Origin of the sequence: Lentzea guizhouensis (assembly GCF_001701025.1) — a bacterium.
GTDB classification, from domain to species: Bacteria; Actinomycetota; Actinomycetes; order Mycobacteriales; family Pseudonocardiaceae; genus Lentzea; species Lentzea guizhouensis.
The window spans coordinates 2,113,682-2,132,137 of sequence record NZ_CP016793.1; the positions used below are offsets into that span (position 1 = coordinate 2,113,682).

Annotated in this window: 23 protein-coding genes; 4 read left to right on the forward strand and 19 right to left on the reverse strand. The window is 65.9% G+C overall.

Annotated features, from left to right (window positions below; all coding sequences use genetic code 11):
• Positions 1-239 precede the first annotated feature (239 nt).
• From BBK82_RS51540 to BBK82_RS50090, 6 genes are all read right to left on the reverse strand, one after another.
• Complete coding sequence (locus BBK82_RS51540) at positions 240-773, reverse strand: hypothetical protein (RefSeq protein ID WP_170067894.1); 534 nt, start codon at positions 771-773, stop codon at positions 240-242.
• 40 nt (positions 774-813) lie between these two features.
• Positions 814-1,077 (reverse strand): hypothetical protein, encoded by a 264-nt coding sequence (locus tag BBK82_RS10555; RefSeq protein WP_065914840.1) that lies wholly within the window; start codon positions 1,075-1,077, stop codon positions 814-816.
• Positions 1,078-1,123: 46 nt separating this feature from the next.
• Complete coding sequence (locus BBK82_RS55990; RefSeq protein WP_065914841.1) at positions 1,124-1,957, reverse strand: SEFIR domain-containing protein; 834 nt, start codon at positions 1,955-1,957, stop codon at positions 1,124-1,126.
• A 128-nt stretch (positions 1,958-2,085) separates the two neighbouring features.
• Entirely contained in the window at positions 2,086-2,622 is a 537-nt protein-coding gene (locus tag BBK82_RS10565; protein ID WP_154697230.1) for a hypothetical protein, read from the reverse strand.
• 41 nt (positions 2,623-2,663) lie between these two features.
• Entirely contained in the window at positions 2,664-4,034 is a 1,371-nt protein-coding gene (locus BBK82_RS10570) for a peroxidase family protein (protein WP_170067895.1), read from the reverse strand.
• A 132-nt stretch (positions 4,035-4,166) separates the two neighbouring features.
• Positions 4,167-4,436, reverse strand: a complete 270-nt coding sequence (locus tag BBK82_RS50090; RefSeq protein WP_154697231.1) for a hypothetical protein — start codon at positions 4,434-4,436, stop codon at positions 4,167-4,169.
• A 408-nt stretch (positions 4,437-4,844) separates the two neighbouring features.
• Here BBK82_RS50090 and BBK82_RS10575 point away from each other — a divergent pair, with 408 nt between their 5' ends.
• The gene (locus BBK82_RS10575) at positions 4,845-6,116 is read left to right on the forward strand and encodes a ParB N-terminal domain-containing protein (RefSeq protein WP_065914844.1); all 1,272 of its coding nucleotides are present in this window, start codon (positions 4,845-4,847) and stop codon (positions 6,114-6,116) included.
• 57 nt (positions 6,117-6,173) lie between these two features.
• On the opposite strand, the gene BBK82_RS10580 is transcribed toward BBK82_RS10575, so the two are convergent.
• From BBK82_RS10580 to BBK82_RS10605, 6 genes are all read right to left on the reverse strand, one after another.
• Positions 6,174-6,554: a cupin domain-containing protein gene (locus tag BBK82_RS10580; RefSeq protein ID WP_154697232.1), complete on the reverse strand. Its 381-nt coding sequence runs from the start codon at positions 6,552-6,554 to the stop codon at positions 6,174-6,176.
• 82 nt (positions 6,555-6,636) lie between these two features.
• Positions 6,637-7,335: a hypothetical protein gene (locus tag BBK82_RS10585; protein WP_065914846.1), complete on the reverse strand. Its 699-nt coding sequence runs from the start codon at positions 7,333-7,335 to the stop codon at positions 6,637-6,639.
• A gap of 76 nt (positions 7,336-7,411) precedes the next feature.
• A complete protein-coding gene (locus tag BBK82_RS10590) occupies positions 7,412-8,152 on the reverse strand; it encodes an excalibur calcium-binding domain-containing protein (RefSeq protein WP_065914847.1) in 741 nt (246 codons plus the stop codon).
• 436 nt (positions 8,153-8,588) lie between these two features.
• The gene (locus tag BBK82_RS10595) at positions 8,589-9,104 is read right to left on the reverse strand and encodes a hypothetical protein (RefSeq protein WP_065914848.1); all 516 of its coding nucleotides are present in this window, start codon (positions 9,102-9,104) and stop codon (positions 8,589-8,591) included.
• On the reverse strand, positions 9,101-9,748 hold the full coding sequence (locus BBK82_RS10600; protein ID WP_065914849.1) for a NucA/NucB deoxyribonuclease domain-containing protein: 648 nt from the start codon (positions 9,746-9,748) through the stop codon (positions 9,101-9,103). Before BBK82_RS10600 ends, BBK82_RS10595 begins: the two co-directional genes overlap by 4 nt.
• A 21-nt stretch (positions 9,749-9,769) precedes the next feature.
• Positions 9,770-10,975: a helix-turn-helix domain-containing protein gene (locus BBK82_RS10605; protein ID WP_237048121.1), complete on the reverse strand. Its 1,206-nt coding sequence runs from the start codon at positions 10,973-10,975 to the stop codon at positions 9,770-9,772.
• 899 nt (positions 10,976-11,874) lie between these two features.
• On the opposite strand from BBK82_RS10605, the gene BBK82_RS10610 reads away from it, so the two are divergent.
• Positions 11,875-12,171, forward strand: coding sequence for a CBS domain-containing protein (locus BBK82_RS10610; protein WP_065914851.1), 297 nt, complete (start codon positions 11,875-11,877; stop codon positions 12,169-12,171).
• Positions 12,172-12,314: 143 nt separating this feature from the next.
• Here BBK82_RS10610 and BBK82_RS10615 read toward each other — a convergent pair whose 3' ends face one another.
• From BBK82_RS10615 to BBK82_RS10625, 7 genes are all read right to left on the reverse strand, one after another.
• Complete coding sequence (locus tag BBK82_RS10615) at positions 12,315-13,334, reverse strand: methyltransferase domain-containing protein (protein ID WP_071812566.1); 1,020 nt, start codon at positions 13,332-13,334, stop codon at positions 12,315-12,317.
• Entirely contained in the window at positions 13,331-13,780 is a 450-nt protein-coding gene (locus BBK82_RS56695) for a lasso peptide biosynthesis B2 protein (protein WP_071812567.1), read from the reverse strand. The genes BBK82_RS10615 and BBK82_RS56695 overlap by 4 nt, the downstream gene beginning before the upstream one ends.
• Positions 13,777-13,932, reverse strand: coding sequence for a hypothetical protein (locus BBK82_RS56700; RefSeq protein WP_418287506.1), 156 nt, complete (start codon positions 13,930-13,932; stop codon positions 13,777-13,779). Before BBK82_RS56700 ends, BBK82_RS56695 begins: the two co-directional genes overlap by 4 nt.
• Before the next feature lie 97 nt (positions 13,933-14,029).
• Positions 14,030-15,790 (reverse strand): albusnodin/ikarugamycin family macrolactam cyclase, encoded by a 1,761-nt coding sequence (locus tag BBK82_RS47405; RefSeq protein WP_170067896.1) that lies wholly within the window; start codon positions 15,788-15,790, stop codon positions 14,030-14,032.
• A 102-nt stretch (positions 15,791-15,892) separates the two neighbouring features.
• Entirely contained in the window at positions 15,893-16,039 is a 147-nt protein-coding gene (locus BBK82_RS50095; RefSeq protein WP_170067897.1) for a lasso RiPP family leader peptide-containing protein, read from the reverse strand.
• Positions 16,040-16,165: 126 nt separating this feature from the next.
• On the reverse strand, positions 16,166-16,399 hold the full coding sequence (locus BBK82_RS10620; protein WP_065914853.1) for a hypothetical protein: 234 nt from the start codon (positions 16,397-16,399) through the stop codon (positions 16,166-16,168).
• Positions 16,400-16,667: 268 nt separating this feature from the next.
• A complete protein-coding gene (locus BBK82_RS10625) occupies positions 16,668-17,165 on the reverse strand; it encodes a hypothetical protein (protein ID WP_065914854.1) in 498 nt (165 codons plus the stop codon).
• A gap of 464 nt (positions 17,166-17,629) precedes the next feature.
• On the opposite strand from BBK82_RS10625, the gene BBK82_RS10630 reads away from it, so the two are divergent.
• Entirely contained in the window at positions 17,630-17,953 is a 324-nt protein-coding gene (locus BBK82_RS10630) for a hypothetical protein (RefSeq protein ID WP_065914855.1), read from the forward strand.
• A gap of 65 nt (positions 17,954-18,018) precedes the next feature.
• Entirely contained in the window at positions 18,019-18,429 is a 411-nt protein-coding gene (locus tag BBK82_RS10635) for a hypothetical protein (RefSeq protein ID WP_065914856.1), read from the forward strand.
• Positions 18,430-18,456 lie beyond the last annotated feature (27 nt).

Genomic DNA, 18,456 nt, shown 5'->3' on the forward strand with positions numbered 1-18,456 from the left:
CAGCCTAGGTGTCGATTCAGCCTACGGTGCGTGATTGGTATGCGGTTGACGCCACAGCAACCGAATCCTCCATCACCGCGTCGCAACTCCCGCAGCTGGTCCGACCCCTCGGGAACTACGCCTTCTCGACCACTTGAACGTGCTCCTCGCCAGTTCCGTTGAGCCGGGTCCATCACGGTTGAAGTCGGTTTGTGACTCGAAAGCGTCACGCAGGACGACGTGCGACCTGGAATTCCCCTTCAGTTCGTGCGCAACCAGCGGACGTACCGCGCGGCCAGGGCCAGTGAGGTCACGACCCCTTCGACGTGCGGTTTGGCCATGAAGTCCGCCGCCGGTCGAGACGGTTCCGGCCGGGCGGCGGCGGGCGTTGCCAGGACCGGCAGCGACACCGCTGCCGGTGGCTGCGCCGGCGGGCGGATCGCCGTCGCGAGCGCCACCGGCAGCTCCGACCGGATGTTCCACAGCTCTTCCGCGGCCTGGTCGACCGCGCGGACCGCCACCCGTTCCTCACCGGCACGCTGCTGTTCGAGCTGGTCGAGCAGCTCGCCGTCCGCGCCCAGCCCAGCCGCACGACCTCGGCGACGGTGTGCAGGTATCTCTCGACCGCGTCGTGCGCGGTCTCGAACGCCTCGGACGTGTCGAGCCACCGCATCCGCGCCCGGTGCCGGTAGTCGTCGAACGCCTCGCTCGCCGCCCCGCGCCACCCCGGTGCCGTGGCCCCGGCGCAGGCGAGCGCGGCCGATGCGCTCTCGTCGCGCATCCGCTTCAACCACTCCTGGACGGTGCGCAGGGAGTGGAACTCCTCGGGCAGCGTCACGCCGGGTAGCTGTCCGCCCGTTCGTACTGCCCCGCGGTGTCCGCCAACCGGTGCGCCGTCCCCTCGGCGTCCCGCCCCAGCACCCCGGTCGCGTGCTCGGCCGCCCTGCGCAACCTCCCCAGCGCCGCGAACAGCTCCCCACGCCGCCCGTCCACTTCACCGTCCGGGTGAACGACCTGCTCGGCGACCTCCTCGACCGCGCGCAACAGCGGACCGGCGAGCGTTCTCAGCTCGGCCGGATCGACCTCGAAGCCCCGCACGGCACCTCCCCATGCCGAAAGTTTGATGGGGAACGATACCAACCTGTTACTTGATGAGCGCGCCGACGTCCCGGACGGACAAGAACACCGTCTCCTCCTCCGCCGCCCCCGCGTCGACCACGACCGCAAGCTCCGCCGAGGCCACGAACGGCAGCAGCTCGGCCCCGTCGACCTCCAGCCACCGGTCCTCCCACGGCAACCCCTTCGCCCGGCGGTAGGCCACGAGCCGGTCGAGCCCGGTGAACACGAGCACCGCCTTCTCGTACCCCTCGACGCTCGTCGTGACGAGCCCCGGCTCCCCGGGATCGGGCAGGAACACCGTGGTGCCGAGCAACGCCGCCGCCACCCCGGCATCCCCCGACCGCGCCAGCTCCCGGAACCGCGGCTCACCCGCCGGCTTCACGTAGAGGGGCTGCCCGCGCAGCAGGTGCTCCAGGTCCCGCGCACTCGCCGGCACCGCCGGATCGACCACGAAGTACGGCACGCAGTGCAGCGACAACGGGATGTCCTCAACACAGGCCCCCGGCAGCACCACCACGACCACCTTGCGCTGGAAGAGGTCCGGCTGCCGCATCAACATGCCGCGCAGGTGCTTCAGCTCGTACTCCGCACCGAGGCTGGAGCGGCTGTCACCCCGGAACGCGGCCTTCCACCCCGCCGACACCGCCACCACGACCCGGTCGGCGTCCTCCATGCGCTGCAGGCAGAAGGTCGACCAGTCGACCGGCTCGTGCTGGTGGAAGAGGTCGAGGTCGGCGTCGACGCCGAGGGAGTGCAGGAGTTGGGCGAACCGGTGGACGGTGTCCCGCCACGCCTGGGTGCGCACCACGTCCCAGCCGGGACTGGTGTGCGCCCAGACCACGAAGACTTGCTGGCGCATCGCGGAATCATGCCATTGGTCGTATGGGCGCCAACGACGCCATGCGCAGTGTGCTTCCAGCGCCCGACCGAGCGTTCGGAGATCAAGCGCATCTTCCGGATCGCCCGCAAGGTGCAGGAAGGCGGGGTTCAGCCGTCGTAGAGCTCGTGCTCGGCCTCCACCCGCGTGCCGCCCTCCCCCGCCGACCCGCTCACCGACCACCGCGCCGGGTCCACCGGCACCGGCAGCTCGCCCACGCCCGCGAGGAACTCGACCCGCCACAGGTGCCGGGCCGAGGGGTTGGAGGCGTTGAAGGAGTCGCCGAAGCTGTACCTGGCGCCGGGCATGTCCACGGCGATGCGGGAACCGAGGCGGCCCTTCTCGCCGGGTGCACAGACCAGTTCCAGGCGGGCGCGGACCCACTGGGGTGGGGTGGCCGGGTCGGTTTCGAGCTCCTCGGCGGTGGCGCTGCAGTGGAGGCCGTGGACGCGGGCGGCGAGGGCGGCGCGGAAGACGACGAGCTCGCCGGCTGTGCAGCCGACCAGGACTCGTGCCTCGACCGCCGTCGCGCCGGTGTCGATCGTGGGGCGGGCGGCCGCGCACCTCGCGGTCGGGGTGGCGGCTGACGCCGTTGCCCCGCCGGAGGTGGCGACCACGAGTAATAACGCGGCAACCACCGATGTCATGAGAGGAACCTATTGGTGCCGGGCGGGTTCCTCGACGAACTTCACCCCACGGGTGGGTGAGTGCGGAAGACGTTGTACGCCAGGTCACCGCAGGGCACGTCGGTGTTGGCGGCGATCACGTCGCCGAGCGTGCGGCGGTGGTCGATGCCGTACCTCGCCTTGATGATCCGCAGCGCCGGGTCGTTCGCGTGGAAGAACCTGTCCCCGTCGCGCAAGGCCTCGAACTGCTTCTTCCAGATGGCGTGCTGGAGCTCGCCGAACTCGCTGCCGGGCAGGCGCGGCTCGGCCATCATGCCGACGATCGCGTCCACACCGGACAGATCACCGTAGATCGCTTTGAGGCGCGCGGCCGTGGTGGTGCGCCGGACGCCGGGGCTCACGTGGCCGAGGCTGTCCGGGTCGTTGATCTCGTCGCCGGGGGTGAGCTCGGGGTCGGCCGGGAACGACTCGGTGGTCTCGCCGGAGATCGCGCGGAACGACGGCTGGGGCGTGAGGCCGTAGGCGCGGCGCAGGTCGTTGTAGATGGCGATGCCGTGGTCGCGGCCGCGTTCCACGTCGAGCGCCGACACGTCGACCACCGCGGTCAGGCAGCGCGGCTGGCAGCCGGGGATCAGGAACACGATGCTGCGCAACGTGTCCTCGTCGACCACCTCGTCGTTGCGGTTCTCCGGCTGCGCGCCGAAGCTCTGCAGCAGCGGGCCGATCTGCACCTCGTCGACGAGGTCCGGCTGGAACGGCAGCATGCCGATCTCGACCTTCTCACCGGTCACGGTGACCGTGGCCCCCTTGGCGCGCAACGCCTCCAGCTGCGCTTCGGTGTAGCGGGACACGTCCGTGGTGACCTTGCGCCGCGGCAGCATGTTTTTGGGCAGCAACAACTTCGCGCCGTCCCGCAGCCACGCCAACCGGCCCTGCTCACCTCCGTAGACCGCGAAGCCGTCGAGGTACGAGCTGACGATGTTCTTCTGCTCGTACGGCGTCAAGCCCTCGACCACACCGCTGCGCCGCATGGGGATGGAGCCAAGGTCGTTGCGCACGTGCTCCGGCGGCGCGTCGTTGTCCCACGGGATCGACGCGTCGGTGTTCGTGTCCTCGCGCAGCCCGAACGTGTGGTCCATGAACTGCGCCCACTGGCTCACCTGCCGGTCGGACAGGAGATTCTGCCCGCCGTCGGCGAAGATCCGGCTGCTGACGTACCGCGCGTTCGGCTCGGCCACCGGCTGCCCGGCGCCGTCCGCGTACCTGGCGGGCGCGACCCGCAGGTACGCCTCCCCGACCGCACCCCACTCCGGGTGGGCGCGGTTGTTGCCGCGCCCGTCCAGGCTCTGGACCTCGAACCAGCCGGGGCCGGCGTGCGCGGCCCCGCTGCCGAGGAACGCCCCGACCGTCACCAACGCCACTGTCCTGCGCATGAACCGCATGGGCCCGATGATGGCGGCGCTCCCCGGCATACCGAGGAGCACACTTTTCACACGACAACAGCCGTCCAGCAGGTGACGCGAGAGCAGTGCACAGCGGCGCTGCTGACCTTGAGGTTCCCGTAGCTATATAAGCGCTCCTCCGAATGGGTTGTCTTGGAAACCTGTCCGCACCGCGAAAGGAAATGGTTGGTCAGTTGCCGGCAACTCGGCACCGGTCGGCACCGGGCCAACGACGACAGGACCCAACTCGAAGCGGAATCCGAGCGCCCAGAGGACAGCCAGAACTGCCACCACGAACAGCGCGAGTCCCGCAACCAACACGAGCACCTTCCAGATGCCCGACCAGCTGACCGGTCCTTCACGCAGCAACCGCCAACCGTTCTCGTGGCTCATGCCACTGCCGCCGTTCGAGCCTGCACGCTCAGCTTGGCGCGCTTCTTGGGCAGACGTAGTCTCATCGGCGGTCTCCGTTCATTCGTGTTCCATTTGAGGCGCGCCCGCGCAAGGCCGTCCAAGTCTCAGCGGGCAGCGCCAGCCAGAGGACATCTGGGCGGAGACCGTCAACGGCCCTCCTCGATCTCTAGGCATTCAGAGACCGAAGAGGGCCGTTTCCATCTGCAGCCAGAGGGTCCCGGTGTACCGCCGACCAACGACCATTGGATGCGTTCCATGGTCAACAGTGCGCGAGAACCTATCACGGAGCCCGTACTCGAGAGCAGGTACCCATGCTCTCGAGCGCGCGCGTACGAGTACGGTGTTTCGCACACGGACCGTGGGTCAGCACACGAGAGGTACAGCGCGATGTTCATCCCCAAGAAGATCACCGGCATTCGCCGGAGCGAGTTCCACTTCACCACGGTCGTCCCGTTCAGCTGGGTCCTGGAGAACCACGTCTCTGGACTGGTTCTCGAGGACGCAATGCGAGACATGCAAGAGGATAAGAGCGTTGACCCGCGGGTGGCCGAGCTCGCTCCAATCCGCAGTCGGATGCAGCGACCGTTCCTTCGCGACGGCATCGAAAAACGCAGCATTGGCGGAAAGTCCGTGGTGGTACCGGTGAAAACCCCGACCTCCAAGCTGGTGAACACCAAGGGGTCGCTTCGCGACTATCTGCTCCAACAGTTCGCTGTCAGCCCGGAGGAAGCCTTCGGAGTGCTTCCGGGCTTCGTCTCGTTCTGGCCGGAGCGCCTCTTGGAACAAGAGGCGAATGTCTCCGTGGAGGGATTGCTCAGCCCCTGGGCCACCTACGAGTTCCAACATGCAGGCCGTGGCGCGCTGGCCGACGGAGAGTGTCGGCATCTGGCAGGTGTCCTCATCAACGCGGATCCCAAGGTGCCTTCTGCACTCAAGGACAAGCTGCTGAACCGCCCGGTGACCGTGGAGGTCTACCACGGGATCCCGACGGACCATGCAGCGAAGATGTTCGTCGACCTGAACTGTGAGGGCACCAAGGTCGACACCATCACCAGGGCCAACATCGACCCGCGCAACAAGTGGATCACCGCCACGAAGGCGATCTTCGAGGAGCTCGGTATCAAGTACGCGACAACCGGTCGGCAGCTGACGACGGCCCATCGCGAGCTGGGACAGTTGATCCTACTGACTCATGCCGAGCAGATGGTGAAGTCGATCGTGATCGGTGCGTATCAGGCGTTCGTCAAGAACAAGCGCGGCGACTCCTGGGACGGTGTGGACTTCGAACGACTCCACTACGCCGGCGTCACGTGGTTCCGCGAGATCTTCACACACTTCAAAGAAGGCCCGGAGGTCCTTGCGGACAAATCGAGGGTGATCAGGACGATTGCCGTACGAGTGGCGCTGGCCAGTCTGGGTGGCGCGTTCTACCACGATGACAAAGCCGCCATCGAGGAGGCACGAAGGGTTCTTCGAGAGGTCAATTGGACGGTTTCCGAGGCATGGAACGGAATCGGTGGCAAGGTGGTGGTGAACGAGAACAACGTCATCGCCATGTCCGCAGGCTCAGGAAAAGAGTCGATCACCAAGGCCGTGCAGGCGCTCACAAAGCCCGAAACGAAGGCAGGGCGAGCCATCCGTGGCAGGAGCGCGGACTAGGACTGACACTTGGTGCTGATCAGCTGGGGATCCAGGTGATCAGCACCGCAGACACCGTCAGTGGTCGCCGTGGTCGTGGTCGTGCTCCGGCGCGAACGGCTGGTAGATGTAGAACATCGTCACCGGCTCGTCGCCCGCCACCGTCTCGTGGTCGGCCCCCGGCGGCACGAACGCGTACGACCCGGCCGTCGCCTCCAGGCCACCGATGCTGACCTTGCCGTCGATCACCCACGTGTGCTGCGTCGCCGACGGGTGGCTGTGCCCCCCGTCCCGCGCACCGGGTGCCATCTGGATCAGGCCGACGATGGTGTCGCCGTTCGGGGACTTCCACAGCAACTTGTTCTGCAGCCGTTCGTCGCCGTGCAGCGGGAACGACTTCATCTGGGCAAGGACATCCGGTGGGATGACGGTGACCTTGTCCTGCGGCGTGTCACTCACGGGCACGGCCTTTCCGAGGTGGGGACTACGGCCGGTATATAGACGGAGAGGCCGCCCGCATTACGCACGGGCGGCCCTCAGCTCATTCGCACTCGAGGTCGTGAGTGAACAGCAGGAACGACCCGAGCTTGCCGTCGGTGAACCGGAAGCTCAGCACGTAGCCGGGCTGGTCGGGAACGGCGACGTCGTAGGTCTTCGCGTCGACCTCCTTCGCCTCCGGGTGAGCAGCCTTGAACTGCTCGACCGTGGCGTCTTTGCCGATCTTCTTGGTGGTCTGCGCCCCCTGCGGCGGCACGATGATCCGGATCCGGTCACCCGCGAACCGCACCCCGCCGTGGGTGTTGAGCGCCTCGGCCCGCTTCGCGGCGCGGCTCGTGGAGTCGGCGGCCAGCTGGGCGACCTTGCTCGCCGCCTCGGCCGACGCGGCGAGCTTCGCGGCGTGGGCGATCGCGGCGGCACCCGCGTTCGGGCCCGGTGCCGGTCCCGCCGCGGCTTCCGCCTCGTCCGCCGCCTTCTGCGCTGCCTGGTACTGCTGCTCGACTGCCTCGTCCTCGGCGAGCTGCTTCGGGTCCGGTGCGGGCGCACCCTGGTACCGGAAGTCCTCACAGGTACCGGTCTTGCCGGCGCCGGTGGCGGCGAGCTCACCGGTGGCGAGCGCCTCCTGCTTCGACATGCCGGGCTTCAGCTTGCCGAACCCGGTGACGTCGAACGGCTTCTCCTGCGTGGTACCCGCAGAGTGCGTGCCCGACGAACAACTGACGACGGCAAGCGCTGCCGCCACGACGAATACCGCTTTCAATCCCCCATAGATTCTCACGCGCACAAGCTACGGCGTGTGGCGCGCGAACCGAGCGGATTTATTCGCACGCCACTCCGTCGTTGTCCCGGTCGAGCGCGGCGCGGTAGCCGGGCTGCCCGCGGTAGAGCGGTGCCGCACCGGCAGCTTTGGCCGCGGAGCAGTTCGCGTAGTACGCGGCGGGAGGAGGCGCGGGCGCGGGTTCCGGCTTGGGCACGACCGGCTTCGGCACGACCGGTTGCGGCACAACGGGTTGCGGAACCACCGGCTGGGGCGCGACGGGCGGCGGCGCCGGCTTCACGTCCAGACCACCGCACGACGGGCCCCAGAACCCGAGCGCTGCCTGCTTCGCGGTCGTCTGGGCCGCCTCGATGGCCGCGTCCGCACCGGCCACCGCCCTGGCGACGCCCTTGCTCACCGCGAGCACCGAGTAGTCGCGGCCGTCGGCCAGCAGCAACCGCGAGCCCGCGACCGAGACCGTCTTGCCCACCAACGTCTCCGTCGCGAACTCCACCGCCGACGCCGCCCAGCACTCACCGGGCGCGGCCAGGCCGAGGACCTGCAGCTTGGCACCGCTGGACAACTCCACGGTACGGCCGTCCACAACGGACGTCACCGTCACCGGCGGCGGAGTCGTCGTGGTGGTAGTGGTGGTCGTGGTCGTTGTCGTCGCACTGCTCACGGTCGAGGAACTCGCCGACAGGTCAGGCTCCTGCCCACAACCCACGACGGTCAACAGGATCGCGGCCGCGGACACCACGACGCGAGCGTTCTTCGGCACCTGCTGCCAGATCACGGTCATGGCCGTCACATCGCGACCCCACCCAGGCGGTGTTACCCACGTCACCCAGAAGGCCCATCAACAAAGCGCATCCACAGAGGACGGTGAACGAAAAGAGCCGGTGGTCGCGATGACCACCGGCTCTTCCGTTACGTGGAGCTGAGACCACAGCACGAGAACCCCGACCCACTGGGCAACCTACGGGGGGCCGGGGGCTTGCCCCCGGCTGGGGTTTGGGGGCAAGCCCCCAAAAGGCACGCGGAACGCAAAATGGCGAGTGCTCTTCACGAGCACTCGCCACCTATTGCGTGGACCTGACTACACAGCATGAGAACTCTGTTGTAGCAGCTCAGGGGCCTGAGCTGGCCATAAAGCCCGTTGGGCCCCGCACCACTACCCGTTGAGGGCTCCCGAGGCCGGAGGACGGCGACCTCCGGCCTCCGGGAAGCCCGACCGACTAACCCCAGGCTTCAAACCCAGGCCACCGCTTCAACAAGACCGGGGGCGTGTCCTGGTCACGTGGCCAGAGCTGTAGCCGGTATGAGTCGAGCCCTTCGGCTCCCTCCTTGGCCTCCTCATAGCCCCGTCCTGACAACCTGGCCCGGTACTGACCCGATGGGACCTCGCACGGAATCGGTGGACGCCCGCCGGAGCCCTCGAACATCAGCCGACCGTTCGGCACGTCGAGATCGACGTCAACAACGTGATCCCAGTTCTCACCGTCCGCAGGTGGATCGGTCTCCCACGTCTCTACCCGCATCGGTGCGCTGAAGTTCCACTCGGCGGCCGTAACGAAGTCGATCAGCCCATCCGAGACACCTACAAACCGGTCAGTCTTGTGCGCGTCGTCCAAGGCACGGAGCACGGCGTTGTGTCCCTCGGGATCGGTTTCCCATGGAGCCACGGAGTAGATGTAGACCTGGCTGTGGTTGAACTCCACTTCCAGGTCGAGCGTCGTGGTGGGCCGAGTCATCCGCAGGACACGTCCTTCCCGATGTCCACGCCCGCATACGGGCCTTGAGCGATGTCGCCAGGATGGGTGATCACGACTAGGAAGCTATCCCCGTCGCGGATGCCACCAGCACCATACTTCGCCGACAGCGTGCCGCCTTGGCAGGCGTTCTCCCTGGGAGGGACCTCCATCTCTTGAGCCCCCGCTCCGCCTTCGCGAGTGCTCGCGAAGGGGAACTCGTCGCACTGCCCGCCGTAGTTCCGGGGGAAGCTTCTCAGGCACACGACCTTGCGGTTGCCAGGTTCCGCCGCGGAGTCCTTCGTCAGCACGCCGGGCTTACCGACCTGCCACGCCGTCGAGATGTTGCGGGTGATGAACGGCATTCGACGAGCATCGAAGATCACGAACTTCAGCTTGTCGCACGCCTCCTGCGACAAGCTCTGCTCAGGCGTACATCTTCGCACCTGCGACGAAGCCGACGCAGCGACCATGAATTGGGCCTCACCATCGCCGACAAGCTCAACGCCTCCGCCCTCGAACACGCCAGCGACCCCGTCGCCGATGTCGGATGCGATGTCAGAGGCAAAGTCCGGCGCGACAATTGCCACTCCGACCGCTAGCACGATGACAGGCAGCAAGACGCCGCCCTTCGACTTGGTTCCCATCTCTCCCCCCTGTGGCGGTCGTCAGAGGTTCACACCGGCCCAACGCGCAAAACCTGAAAGCGTGTCGGTTCGACGGTGTTCGTCGCGGACCAAGACGCGCAACGTCTCGTGAACCATCGGGTGATAGCGGGTCTGAGTGGGAGCGACTTCCCTGGCTTTCGAGAGCGAGGCGAAGGCCTTGCGCCGATCACCGTGGATCAGCAACCCACGGGCCAAGTCGATGTAGTGATGCCCCACGCGTTCCTTTGGCGCGTTTCCCGGGAGAACGATGCGCTCCGCCCGCTTGATGGCCTCGGTGCCGTCGAGCAACTCGACGGCCAAGCCGACCGACCAGATGCCTACGTTTGTCGGGCCGAAGCAGAGTCGGTAGTCGTCGCGATCCACACCCATGCGCGTTGCCGCTTCTTGGGCCTGGGCGAGGTGGTCATACGCAAGTTCGCTCTGACCGGATCGTGCAGCGGCGAGTCCAGACTTGAGATGCAGGTTTCCCCAAGTCGCGATGGTCGGAAGATCGTCGCCACCGATCCGGCCTTCGATCCGCGACCGGCTGCGTTCGAGCAGCCTGAGTGCCGAACTCCAGTCAGCGGCGCAGATCATTTCGCCCGCGCGCTGGTAGTCGCCGACCAAGACCGCCAATTCGTCACCGGAGCGTTCGGCCGCCCACTCATAGCGATCGACCGCGAGTGAGGCCAGGTCGATGTATCCAAGCTTGTACGCGAACTGGGACGCCGCGTTGTAGGCCTCGGCGAGCAGTCCGAAAGCACGTTCCTTCGGGGAGCCCTCAAGGTTGTACGTCGCCGCGCGCAACTCCTGGAGCAGGCCTGGAATCTCGGCACCGAGCCTGTCCAGGTTCACGGCATGCCGGAGCTGTGATGCCTGGTCAACTGCCAGCGCGAGTTCATCGAGACTGCGGATCAGCACGTCCTCATCCGGCCCGATGTTGTAGGCGGCGAGTTCACGTCGAATGACTGGGATGGCCCCGTGCACTCGGTGCTCTTCCCGGTTAAGTCGCGGGTAGGGCAGTTCGAGCAGATCAGCAACACCGACGTTGAGGGTGCGAGCACATGCCGACACGAACGCCGGTGAGGCTGGTGTCCGGCCCTGTTCGACCTTGCGAATCAGGCTGACGGAGAAGTTGGTGCGGCGGGCGAGCTCCTGTTGGCTCCAGCCGGCGAACTTGCGTCCGTCGGCCACACGCTTGCCCACGCCGGTCATGTCGTCATTCACGGTGGACCTCCTAGCTCCTGCCTCAACGATGCCACCCGACCAGCCCGTCTCCCACCCTCCGTAAGGGCCTTGTCACTTCGTTGTCACTTCGTGCACGAGTTCGCCGACAAGATCGCTTCCAGTGACCGCATTCGCACGGTCGGTAAGGAAGGGAGACGTTTGTGCTGGTCAAGGGGGAATTCGCATCCCGCTCACGTCTCCAGGGCACGTCCTTGTCGTCCGTGTTCACTGCGACCTCGCGCACCCTCTCCTGCTCGGTGCCGGTCGCTCCTGGGTTGAGCGAGCCGCAGTCGAGGTGCGGCGCTCCTGCGGCTCGCTCCCCACTCTCTCGCGATCTCGCTCTGGCTGCGAGCCAGTACGCCGAAGCTCACGGCTGGCCCGTCGACTGCCTTAGCGACGAGCTCGTACTGGAGTGCGGCGGTGCCGTTGACATCCTGGCGATGCCGATGGGGCTCGCGGGCGAGGTAGATCACCTGCTCAAGCTCCACGGCCTGACCGCGCCAGTGATGGAGATCAAGGGCGTCGGAAGGTCGTCGTGGGCGTTCTTCTGCTCACCGCGTCACATGCGCCACGCCAACGAGGCCATGAAAGCGCTGGCCCGTCATGGCGTTGAACATTTCGGTGCGGGTGCCCGCGTCCCTCTCCCACCAAGCCCTGCCTGTAACGGGCACGCGTTTAAGTGGGTCGTGGAGCCCTCACAAAGCCCACTTCCTCTTTGGGCGGCCGTCACATCCTGTGTTCTCCAGGCGCTTCGACGCTGACCTGGAGGGTCACAACTCACTTCCCCTAACTCACCCGGTCGTTTCCCCCCGACAGCACCGGGTGCATGCGGGCCGGGACCGGCGTCTGCAACGGAGCGGCGCAGGCCCCGGCCCGACCAATCGCACGGGAGATCACCGATGGACAGCACACAGATGGTCGAGCATCTGCACCAGGGCGGGTTCAGACGGCTTCCGCTCGTCGATCAGCACGGGCACGTGGTCGGAATGCACCTGACGAGGTTCCTTCGCGGCGGCTACCTCGATGTCGTGCAGGTGTGGTGGCACGACGAATCGGCTTCGTGGAGCCGAGTGCTCGACCAGTTCAACGTGGACGCGCCGTACTCGCCTCCTCAACGCCTCGGGGGGACGTCCGGTCACCTTGCAGACGTGATGGCCGCGCTAATGCCCGTCCAAGGGCGACACGCAACCGAGTAGTCGGCACGACCCCAAAGAGCCTCCGGGCTGCGGCAGCACACATCCATATGTGCGCTCACCCAAATCCGCCGCACCTGATGAGGGGGAACGGCGGGACCAGGTCACACGATCTGGTCCCGCCGTTTCAGCATGTCCTGTTCGGGTCAGGCGGTAGCGGGACGCACCTTCGGACGAACCTGCCAACCATCTGCGCACGGCGTGAACGTCGGTTCGAGACGGTCATACCGCGGCTCGCCGAACTCGTGCCATTCATCCACCAGCTCGGCGAGCAGATCGAACGCCTCAGAGGTTCCCGCCGTCAGTCCAGCGCCGTCCGGCAGGACCACAGCGATGCTGTCCGAGGTAGCAACGCCGATGCCCCAGCCAATCGGACCGCCCAGGCTCGCCGGCCAGTTCGTCCGGGCAAGGACGAACGCGTTGAAAGCAAGCCTCGTCGCCGTGTCGACCGGCAGGAAGTCCGCTTGCGGCGCGGCCTCCCGAACCTTGTCCAGCAGCTTGTCTGCAACATCACGCGGCTGTTCGTGAAGCATGTGCGCGCTGATCCACCACGGGGGCGCATCCTCCACGAGACGAGAAGCGTTGACGTAGCGAACCGGCAACCCGAGTTCTGTGATCACGTCCGGCGCCATCTCGATAAAGCTGCCAGGATGAAGCTCGCTGTTCTCGAAGTTGTCGCCGACGATGCAACGCACCAATGCGTTGGCCGACGCGACATCTGCGAGCTTGACGGGCGTAAGGACCACCGCTCCAGCCGAGGCCTGCTTGATCCAAGGCTCAGGAAGGACGTCGGGCGTCGTCCATGCAACGATTCGGTCGAATGGCGCAGCTGACGCCCACCCCCCGAAACCGTCGGCCGCGTGCACCTCGATGTTGGTGTTGTACGCCTGCCTGTGCAGTGCGCTTGCTCGCGCGACAAGGTCCGAGTCGATGTCGATCGAGACGACATGCCCATCCGCACCGACAGCCGCGCTGAGCAGTGCGCCTGAGTAGCCCGAACCAGTACCGATCTCAAGCACGCTCAAGCCGGGTTCCAGGTCCAGCATTTCAAGCATGCTTCGAATCCGATCATCGGCCGAACTCTGAGGAATCTTGCCCCCGTCGTTCGTCCGAACCCAGCTGTCGTAGTCCACGGCTTCTGCGGCTGCCGTGACGATGTCGCTCACGTGCTTCTCCGATCCAGTTCTATAAGCGGTGAAATTTCAAGCATGATGCGGTAATCAGTGACTGACTCGGCCTCCCCAAGGGGACGCCCATCCAGATCGCTGATCCAGGCATGCGAGGTAAATGGGAGGCCTCGAACCCCCATGCACCAGATCACCCCGCAGCGGCTGAACGAGAGCAACAACAGGGCTGCAAGAGAGCGTTCAAGACACGCAACGCGGAAGGGGATCAGTCGACTGCCGGAGTCGATCCAGCCGAACGCGCGGCTTATCTGTCTCTCGCTAGCGGCCCGTATCGCTCTAGCGGAGCACCATTTGGCCGCTGCGGTTACCCGAACGAATGGGAGACCTCGGACGGCAAGCCCCACGATAAGCGTGACGCATGCGCCGATGAGCGTGCCGAGCAAGGATGATCGCTCGGACACACCGGTGGCCATCGGCATGCTCATGGCTCGGTCCTGACGAGACGCGCCTGGTTGAGCGAGGTGACGAGGTGTTCAAGGTCAGTCCTCACCCTTGCGGGTTCGACACCGTAGAACCCCACGACTGCCGTGACCGCGCTTTCGAGGTCACCATCGTGGTCAAGGATCGCTGACCACATTGCGGCGGACGTGGAGTTGCCGAGGTGTATTTTTCCTGTGCGCTCGGACAGAACAACGATGCCGCCGTCATCGAGAAGGGTGTGCGATACGCCAGGTTCAACGAGTACTCGCAAAACGTTCCCCCTTTGGACGCGGCTGACTTGCTGAACCAGTGTGCTGTGCGCGCAACCAGAGCTCAGCGCTAACGAGCTCGTCGAACGCGCCAAGCGGAATCGGAAGCCCAGCGGCTGCGGTGTCGATCGTCCAGCGAACAGCTTGATCGTCGACTAGCCCACAGGAAGCCAGTTGAGAGTTGGTGAACAAGTCGTACAGAAAGTCAGAGTTGCGTTTCAGCCCCCGGTACACCAGCCCTGAGTAATCCCCCTTGGTGTTGCGACTCGTTAATGATGCCGGAACAACACCCTCTACAGCTTCCGTCAGAAGCGGTTTCGCCCGCTCGGGTGTCGTCCTGACCCAGGCCGCGACCGACCAGCAGGCGCGAACTATCTCGTCGTCCAAGTAGGGCGCATGGTGGTTCACGCCGAACTCGGCCGCCATGTCGGCGTGCAACCTCTGACCGCGTCCGAAGCCGATCAGCGAAAGCCAGCTCGCGGAATCACCGATGCCGAACGTGCCCGGCACGAGAGGACCGCGAGCAGAGGCTGCGTGCTCGTGCAGCTTGGACGCGACGAGCGCCCGCGCTTCAACCGTGAGCCAGTCGGTCATCTTGCTGTAGCCCAGCCAGTTCACCAACGTGGCCCAACCCCGCGGAGCTGCTTCACCTGTCACCATCTGAACGGCAAGCGTGCGGAGCGCATCCGCATAGCTCGTGCTACGTAGAGCCAACCCGGCTCTCACCAGCGAATGCGACGGCAGATTGCGCAGCTTCGCCCAACCGAGAGCATGACTCCACAGCTGGCGGATGGAACTCGATCCGAGATCGCCCAGGTAGGAGGGAGGCGCCGTCAAAACAGAATCGCCGCCGTCCCCACTCAGGTGGATATCTGACTTCAACTCTGCGATCCGGCGTAGCCACCATGCGGACCTTGAGGAGGACCCCGCGAAAGCGGTGGGCTCGTCCGGTACCGACACGCTGTCCAATCCTGAATACGGCAGCACGCGGTCCGGAATGGACCATCGAAGGTGCTTCAAGCCGGGCAGGGCTTCTGCAACGCTCGTTGCCAACTCGGAGTCTTCGACGCCTACAGCCTCCAGCGTGACCGCTGAAAGCTCACGGGATGTCATGCCAGCAGCCAGTACAGCGAGTGTCGAGGAGTCAAGACCTCCACTGAGATCGGCAGTTGCGCGCGCAGCAGCACCCACCCGCCCCGCGACGGCATGACGAAGCGCCGTGGCCAGAACCGCGCCGGCTGCGGTCAGGTCAGAGTTCGGCTCGTCAAAACGAGCGAGTGGCCAGGTATCAACTTCGCCGCGGCGTGACACCGCGAGTATCCATCCTGGCCGTAGGGCGTGGACCTCTCGCCAAGGCGAACCTGTCCACCACATATCGGAAGCCTGCGGCACGGTCAGGTACGCCGCGAGCCAGTCGGCCGCAACGGCTCTTCCTGTTGAAGCTGCGAGCTGACTAGCTTGCGATCCAAGCAACAAACCGCCATCGGCGGCACGCGTGTAGAACACCACACGCTGACCGGCGAGATCGCCGATCACAAACGCATCATCTGGTCCCACTGCGATTGTTACGCAGCTACCACCTACACCTGACAGTGCATCAAGTTCGCCTTTGCCCACCCGACGCGCCACGCTGGTCAGTTCGGCGTCGGTCACGCCGCTGAAGCCAAGCACGGTCAGTTGGCAGTTGGGCGCATCAGCCCGACGAACTTGATCGGCAGGGCCAGACTGGCCGTGCGACAGCCGCAACCATGCAGCGTCCGCAACAGACCAGTCTGAACCTTCTACCGCTGCGATGTGGTGAGAGCTACGGTCGGCGGGACCCGCCAACCACCACACGACGATCGTCGATCAGTAGTAGTACTTCCGCATGTCGGCGGTGTCTTCCCTGCCGCCGCCGTTGGTCAGGTCGACGACACCGCCCGCCTCGATGATCGAAGGCGTCTCGTACTTCTCGTTGCTGACAGACCCGCTCGGGGTCCAAGTACCGGCCGACATGGCCATTCCTTCCCCGTGCGCTCACCCAGGGAGGGATCCTGGCGAACGGCAGTGGACGACGCAAGGCCGTAGCGTCGAAGTAACCCGTTTGGGTCAGCAAGATCGTCTACTGCGGGGCCGATCCGATCAGGCGTCCGGCGGCTGCTCATCCTCTTTGCGAGGTCGGCAGATGTCGAGGGTCTTGCTGTCTCGGTGTGCACGGCTGATGAGTGCGGCCAGTTTGGGCGTGAGGATGACGCCGGGCCGGAAGCGAACGGCGACGGCGCCGTCGGTTGCGCGGTCGAGCGCGACGTCGACGGTTTGGTCGTCTTCGACGGTGACGAAGTCGTCGTCATCGTTGTCATCGGTCTGTCTGTTCACGGTGTCCTCTCCGCGAACGCCCCCCAGGTAGCGCTTGTGGCGCTGGGCGTTGCTGCGCTGGACCGCCGTGCTCCCTCCCCAGGGCGTGCGGCGGCACGAGTGCTGTCGTCTCGTTTCTTGAACAACTACTCAACCTTGCCATAGGGGCGTAGCGCCACCCATGCGAGCAGGAATCCGAACGAGATTTGCGACATAAGGGATCGACTACGGGGTAGCTACGGACGCTCTACGGGGTGGCACGGACGCCTACGTGATTACCCGTAGGCGCTCAGGCGGAGGAGCCGTCAGCGTCCTTGGCGAGAAAGGCGGCATCGTGGGCGCGCTCGCAGCCGCGGCTGTGTTCGGCGAGGGCTTCGAGTTGGCGGAGGGCGAGTCGCTGTAGGGCCGGTGGTAGTTCGCCGATGATGTCGGCGGCGCGCTGCTGGTGGATGGTCTTCTCGTCGCCGTCGCCGATGAAGTCGGTCATGAAGGCTTGGCCGAGGTCGGCGGCGTCGATGTTGAGCGCGGTGGCCATGGTCTGGATGGTCGCCAGGCGGGGAACGCGCGATCGGTTCACGGGCTTGAGCGGGCTGGCCAATGCCCCCTTGGGGTGGCCGAGCTGGCGTTCGAGCTCGGCGATGGTGAGGTCTGCGGCGCTGGGCTGCCGTTGACGTCTTTCGGCGGTGAGCTTGGCGAGTGCGGCGTTGACCATCGCGAGGACCGCCGACCGCCGTTCCGGTTGCTCGCCGGCCGCTTCGGTGGCGGCCTCGGCTGGTTCGTTCGTCATACGTCCCCCTTGAACGCCAGTTCGCGTTACTGCTGGTGGCGTCCGTCGTGCGTGGGCCTGCGTGGTGATCATTCGGCCCCGTTCGGCATGGATTTTCCCTCATGTGGTCACACGTGCGCGACCGACTGGAGTCGGACGTTCCATGGACTTTTTCACTGAGTGAAAATACGCGACACCTTGCACAGATTCCGCATAGAAACTTGACACCCACGCAGAGTGTGATCACAGTAGATGACAGAACGTCACGTTGATACTCACCCAAGCGGGTGATGGAGCGTCTGATCACTGGGGGTGGCATGCGCGGGATTTGCGCTGCGCGAAGACCGATTCGGAACACGTTGGCTCTGCTGGCTCGCTGGATCGCCTGGAGAGGCCGCGCCGGATGCCTGCGGGTGTCCGGCGGGGGATGTCGCTGACCAGAACCGCACACGTTTTGCTGGCCGCCGGGGAGGGCGGCCCACGCGATGACGAACACCGAGAGCACCACCACCGCCGTTGACGGCTCGGTTGCGCTGGACGACCTGGCGCACGATGTCGAGCTGCTGCGGATCATCGAGGAGTCCATCAAGAGGCACAGCGCGCTCAAGGACGAGCTGCGCTCACGATTGAAGAAGCGCCTGGGCAACCAGGTGACGGGCACGGTCAACGGGTTGGCCGTGGTCGAGTGGACCAACGAGTCCCGCGTGATCACCCTCGTGAAGACCGTCCAGGAGAGGTTCCCGGACGTGGCGCGGGAGTGCGAGGACATCGTGCCGGTACGCAAGTTCAGGCTGCTGCCCGCCGCATGAGCGCCCGCAGGAAGCCCGACCGGTCCCGGGGGACTGGTCGGGCTCCCCGTGGGGACGCCCCGGCCGTGCTGGGTGACCTCGCCGCCGAGATCGCCTCGCACCTGATCGGCTTGCCGCTGGACTACGGCACGACCGTGGAGCAGATCGCCGCCTTACTGGTGGCGGAGCCGCGTAACCGTGCCGCCGTGTGTGCCGTGGTGGCGGTCGTCGTAGACGATGCGCTGGCCGACCCGTTCCGTGAGACGACATCGAACCGTTGGCGCACAAGAATCCCGGCCTGGGTCGCGCCGCAGATGATCGGCGTGACCGTGCGCCGGATGCTGACGCTGGACGTCCTGGTGCACACCGGCCGCTACGTGCGGTCCACGGACAAACACGGCCGCAACACCGGCAAGTTGATGGCGCTCTACGCGCTCAACCTCGCCGCGCCCGCGCTGCTCCAGACACGCACCACCGCCGAGCAGCCCGCCGCCTGACGCTGTGTCCTTCGTTGCCGCGCACCG